Origin of the sequence: Rubrivirga sp. (genome assembly GCF_049648075.1) — a bacterium.
Taxonomy (GTDB): Bacteria; Bacteroidota; Rhodothermia; order Rhodothermales; family Rubricoccaceae; genus Rubrivirga.
This window is the reverse complement of the sequence record NZ_JBARYR010000148.1, coordinates 1-5392: the sequence shown is the minus strand read 5'-3', so window position 1 is coordinate 5392 and position 5392 is coordinate 1. Positions and strand designations below refer to the sequence as shown.

Sequence of the window (5392 nt, the reverse complement as noted above, 5' to 3'; positions counted from 1 at the left end):
GCGTCGAAGGTCACGTCAACGCGGCCTCGGTGGCCGTCGAACCGGGCTCCGCCGCCCTCGAGGGCGGTGACGGTCCACCCGGACGGGGTGGTCGTGACGGTGGCCGCTCCGCTCGCGGAGACCGGGGCGGTCGGAGCGTCTGTGGCGTCGCAGCCGGCGGCAACGATGAGGAGGACGAGGGCGAACGAGAGGCGGGACATGGGAGGCGTTAGGGGTACGCCTGCCACGTTCGCGGGGGGCTCGGCCGGTGCCGAGGGACGAGAGTCCTGTTCTGACCGGACAGACCGTCCGTTGTGGCTCCGTCCGTATTGCCCGCGGCGCCGAGTTAGGGAGGGCCGTCCGTCCCGATGCCCCGTCGCCGCGCCCAGACGATGGCGGCGCGCGCCGTCTCGACCCCGAGCGTCTCATAGATCCGCACTAGGTGATTGCGGACGGTGCTGACCGAGATGGAGAGTCGCTCCCCTATGTCTGCGTTGGTGTGCCCGTCGGACAGGTGATCGAGAACCTCCCGCTCTCGCCGGGAGAGATGCCGGAGCTCCCACGATGTTTGTGGGACGACGAACCACCGGCCCTCGCCCTGGGCGACGGCGACGATGGAGTCGACGATGTCGCAGGGGTCCTTGTCCTTGGTCACGTAGCCCGCGACGCCGGCCTCGACGAGCCCCTCGATGAACGCCCGACTGGTGTGCGCCGTGAAGGCCATCGTTCGGACCGTGCTCTGTTCGTCGCGGAGGGCTCGGGCAACGTCGACTCCGGACATGTCGGGGAGGTCAAGATCGAGGACCAAGACGTCGGGGGTGTGGGCGCGCGCGAGTTGGAGGGCGGCACGGCCGGTGGCGGCGTCACCGACGAGGCTGAGGCGGGGGTCCCGCGAGATCATGTCCCGGAGGCTGGCCCTCATGGCAGGGTGGTCGTCAGTGACGACGACACGAATGAGAGGGGCCGTGGTGTTCAACGGGGGACGCGGGCTTCGACGACGGTGTGTCGCGGGCGGGAGGTAACGGAGAAGGCACCCCCAATGTCGCGGACCCGCTCATGCATCCCAGCGAGCCCGAAGTGTCCGTCGCGGACGAGGGCCTGGAGGTCGAGCCGATCTGCGTCGAAACCTCGGCCGTCGTCCTCGACGGAGACCACGACCGCTGACGACGTCGCATCGACGGAGATGATGATCGCCTGGGCGTTCCCGTGCGCAAGGGCGTTGCGAGAGGCCTCCTGTACGACCCGGTACAGGGCGAGAGCGTGGTCGGGCGCGAGGTCTAGAGACGTCGGGGCCGCCTGGTGCTCCAGCGTGATCTTGGGGTAGGGAGCGGACGTTTCGAGTTGGTCGCCGAGGTCCCGAAGTGCGGGGAGGAGGCCGAAGCGGTCGAGCGCGGGAGGGCGGAGGCCGGCTGCGATCTGGCGGAGCTCGTCGGCGGTGGACCGGACGCGGTCCTGAAGGGCGGGGTCGGACCCGGCAAGGGACGAGAGCGCGTGGGAGACGACGTGGAGGTCCTGGACGGGTCCGTCGTGGATCTCCTGCGCGAGTCGGAGCCGTTCGGACTCCCGACCGGCCAAGTGATGGCGGGAGAGGGCGCGGAGGGTCGACGTGCGACGTCGGGTTCGAGCGAGGGCGATCCCCAGGCCAACGACGGAGAGCGCGACGGCCAGGACGGTGAGAACCGTACCGAGGTGGAACGACCGGTCGAGACCGACGTGGATCTGGTCGCTATCGAGGACGACGGCCGCGATCTCCGCGGCGGGGGCCGCCGGGAAGTGGAGCTCGAGCGCCGCGAGAAGGGCCTCGACAGCCGACCCCGGTAGACGGACCGACGCCCCTCCCGGCGGGCCGGTGTCGACCCAGACGACGCCGTTCTCAGACTGTCCTAGGACGTAGGTGACCGTGTCGGTCGGAGTGCCGTCTGCCGCACGGGTCACGAGTGTACCCGCCGCAAGCGAGTCGCCCATCGAGGGCGCCGGCTGAAGGAGGCCCAAGGCCGCGAGAAGAAGGGCGGTCGTCAGGGTCGGGGAAGGGGGCGAGCGTGGCTGCAGTCTACGTGTAGGGGAGACCTGCAACTTGGGCGCCTCTCTATGCTGGAGTTGGACGCCATCGGTGGAGACCTTCCGGCTGACATGATGCTCTCGCGAGGGCTCATGATGACGTGTGCCGGAGAAGCATTCGCGATAACGGCGCGTATCACGCTCACAGCAGTGAGCTGTCTCGGCCTGTCGTCCATTTGTGCAAGGTTCGCGCCGTGGGCAGCTGGAAATGGGTTAAGCCTATTGGCAAGGTCATAGTGATGGGCAAAGCCGTCGCAGCTTCTCCCGCGCCTTCTCCGAGGTGAACTGCCGGTTTACCGTTGCACTCGCCTCAACGCCTTCCAACCGATGGTGCCAGAGGCACTTCCGTACCAGGGTCAAGAACTCGCGCTCGACCACATTGAACCACGACCCGTGGACCGGCGCGTGAACGAATTCGACCCTCGTCGCCAGACGGCGGGCCTACTCGGGCACGAACGCCTTGTAGAACGAGGTCGCCGAGTGCGTGTTGAGTTGGTCGCACACGAGCCGGACGTCCTCCGCCTCGGGGTAGTGCTCGTCGCAGGGCTCGCAGACGACCCCGGCGACGTCGACCGGTCGCCGCTGCGGGCGGAACCAGACCCGCCGCCACGATCAGAGCGGCTCGAACGGCACCAGCGCGCAGAACGTCCCACCGCGGGCGTACACGTGGTCTGGCTTGCGCTCGGTGCCTGGACGCGCGGGCAGCAACTCGCGGACATCTGCGCGGAGCACGCACGGCCGCTCGGCGAAGCAGACGACTGGGCGTGCCGCGTCGTACGGCTCGGTGTGGAGAGCGAGCACAGCCTCCGTGTCGGCCATGAACGCCGCGCTCTGCCCCGAGGGGGTCACTTATCTCTTCTAGCGGTGGGGGCCGGAGCGCGTTTTTTTAGCGTCCGTCGAACGGTCTCGTAGCTCACCGGCTCACACACGCCGAGGGCCACGAACTCGTCGGCGAGCAGCCGGAGGCTCCACGCGGCTTGGCCCTCGGGGGGCTCCGAGCACGCCAGGGCGATGAGGTGGGCCTCGGCCACGCCGTCGATCTTGAACGGACGTCCTGGTGCCGAGCGATGGGGACGGAGGGCCTCGTCGGCGCCTTCGGTGCAGAACCGCCTGCGGAGCCGTGCGACCGTGCGGGCGCACACCCCGAGCGCGTCGGCTGCCTTCTCGTCCGACCACGCCATCCCGCCGTCGGCCTCGTCTACGAGGAGGAGCGCCCGGGCGTAGGCGACGGTCCGGGCGTGAGCGATGCCGGTCCGGATGGTCCGGTCGATTCGTACGCGCTGCTCATCGGACAGGCGGACAGTGTGCTTGGCAGGCATAGTGCTTGGTAGGCATGGTGAGGCAGGTGGTGCGCCCGAAGGGCTACGTCGCACACTTGACAGAGTATGACGCAGCACCAGGACCGTGCGCTTAGAGTCGTTCTTGGAGACGCCCTTGTGGCTCCGACACCGATCGCAAGACGGTGTTGTGGAACAGGTCGAAGACGATCCGCGCCCGGTCCGAGTTGTAGTACCCGGCTGTGAACACCGCGACCAAGTCATACTCGGGCACCACGAAGATCATCTGCCCCCCGTTGCCGCTGGCAAAGACGATGTCGACGGCCTTCTCCTCGCGTTGGGCCGTGTACGACCACCACAGGTAACCGTAGGGCATGCTTCCGATCTCCGTCCTGGGTTGCGTCGAGCGCTCAATCCACTCTTCGGAGACGACGTGTCGACCGTCCCACTCTCCACCTTGGAGCACGAGCATCCCCACTTTAGCCATCGCTTGCGGGGTGAGGAAAAGGTGACCCCCAGCGTCCACCTTCCGTCCGTCGTCGAACCGGGCCCACTGGTAGTTCTGGACTCCGAGCGGGCTGAACAGCACGTCGTCTGCGAACGTGGCAAAGTCTTGCTCGGCCCCTTGCGCGATAGCCTCCCCTAGCGCCACGACACCGCCCGTACAGTACAACGTGGTGTCGCCGGGCGCGTACGACCGCGAGAGCGAGAGGAAATACTCAACCCAGTCCCCTGCCCGGTACATTCGATCCTCCTGTCCCCGCGTGCTCCGGTCGCCGTCGTCGCAGTCGAGCCCACCTTGCATGGTTAGGAGGTGACGAAATAGGATGTCGTCCTTATCCCTGATGCCGGGGTAGTCAGCGCGGAGGTAGTCCATCAGCGGCGCATCGACGCCCGCGACGGCACCCCTCTCGATAGCTATGCCGGTCAGCAGTGACGTGATGCTCTTCGTCGCCGAGCGGAGGTCGTGCGGGTTGCCGCGCCCATAGCCGTTGTAGTACTCCTCGAACACGAGGAGCCCATTGCGGACGACGAGCATGCTGTGGAGCTCGTGGTCGTCATCCCCGGCGATCTGACGCGAAGCGGCTTCGAGATATGTCGGGACGAGTCCGACATCCTCGGGCATTCCGGTCGGGAGCAGGCTGTCCTCTGCGAAAGGGCCGACAATGTCCTCAGCCGACGAGCAGCCGACGAATAAAAGGACAAGCGCGAGTGGGATCCGGAGCCACATATCGGAGACGACGGCTACGGAACGAGTTCTGTGCGCGGCCACCCCAGGCGTACGAAGAGCAGAGCGAGCGTCACGATCACGAGCGGGACCACGGGGGTGGCAAGCCAGCTCATCGGGAACGCTACCATCACGGCTATTGAGTCGGTGCCGAACGGCCCGATTTGGATCGCTCATAGAAGGACGTTGTCTAAATTAGAAGAAGTCCTCCCCCTCACCGCGCTGCGCACGCAGGGACGAGATAGAAGGAGGCAGAGGACCCGGAGTCGCTTGATCCCGATTGTGTGAGTACAGCCCTGCATCCGTCTCGTTGAGTAGAATGCAAAGCTATTTCGGGATGTCGCTCGCCTCATTGACTTGGGTTAAGAAGCGGGTTGGCCCTTTCGAACAATCAGACCAGGATCGCACTCTAAAGGACCCGGAGCCGCCGGAGTCCGGCCTCCGGCGCCCCGTCGACGTCGAAGCAGTAGAACCCGTACCGGTTGACGTGCCCGAACCGCGTCGGTCGGAGGTGGGCGAGGTCTTGTTACGCCGCGGCCTCGACGCTGCGCATGGCGCACGTAAAGGCTGAGGCGTCGGACGGCCTAGAAAACCCGTACGTCGAGTGACCCACCGTGGGGTGCACCGCCCTCAGTCGAGACGTCCTGGGTCGGCCTCACACTAGCCAGGCCGAGTGGGAGAGGGCGAGGCGCACCGTCGAGGGGACTAGTCGCGGCGTCAGCACGAGGCGAGGGCGGCAGCGCCGACGAGCGGGGCAAGGGCAGCGGCGCTGACCCCGATGAGGAAGAGGGCCGAGGCCCAGCCGTCGGACTGGGCCGCTCGCGGGAACGGCCGGAGCGCGTAGTGGAGC

At 67.0% G+C, this 5392-nt stretch carries 6 protein-coding genes; all 6 read right to left on the bottom strand.

Translation table 11 applies throughout. From position 1 onward, the window contains the following. Nucleotides 1–200 (bottom strand): hypothetical protein (locus WBA11_RS04165; RefSeq protein WP_424519465.1); only part of this gene is annotated, 200 nt, incomplete at its 3' end. A gap of 125 nt (nucleotides 201–325) precedes the next feature. Beyond that, nucleotides 326–955 carry a response regulator gene (locus WBA11_RS04160; RefSeq protein WP_424519464.1) on the bottom strand — a complete coding sequence of 210 codons (630 nt, stop codon included), beginning with the start codon at nucleotides 953–955 and terminating at the stop codon, nucleotides 326–328. Further along, nucleotides 952–1971, bottom strand: a complete 1020-nt coding sequence (locus WBA11_RS04155; RefSeq protein WP_424519463.1) for a sensor histidine kinase — start codon at nucleotides 1969–1971, stop codon at nucleotides 952–954. Before WBA11_RS04155 ends, WBA11_RS04160 begins: the two co-directional genes overlap by 4 nt. A gap of 678 nt (nucleotides 1972–2649) precedes the next feature. Further along, nucleotides 2650–2886: a hypothetical protein gene (locus WBA11_RS04150; protein ID WP_424519462.1), complete on the bottom strand. Its 237-nt coding sequence runs from the start codon at nucleotides 2884–2886 to the stop codon at nucleotides 2650–2652. Continuing rightward, nucleotides 2883–3356: a helix-turn-helix domain-containing protein gene (locus tag WBA11_RS04145; protein ID WP_424519461.1), complete on the bottom strand. Its 474-nt coding sequence runs from the start codon at nucleotides 3354–3356 to the stop codon at nucleotides 2883–2885. The genes WBA11_RS04150 and WBA11_RS04145 overlap by 4 nt, the downstream gene beginning before the upstream one ends. A gap of 91 nt (nucleotides 3357–3447) precedes the next feature. Beyond that, complete coding sequence (locus tag WBA11_RS04140; RefSeq protein ID WP_424519460.1) at nucleotides 3448–4545, bottom strand: serine hydrolase domain-containing protein; 1098 nt, start codon at nucleotides 4543–4545, stop codon at nucleotides 3448–3450. Nucleotides 4546–5392: the final 847 nt, after the last annotated feature.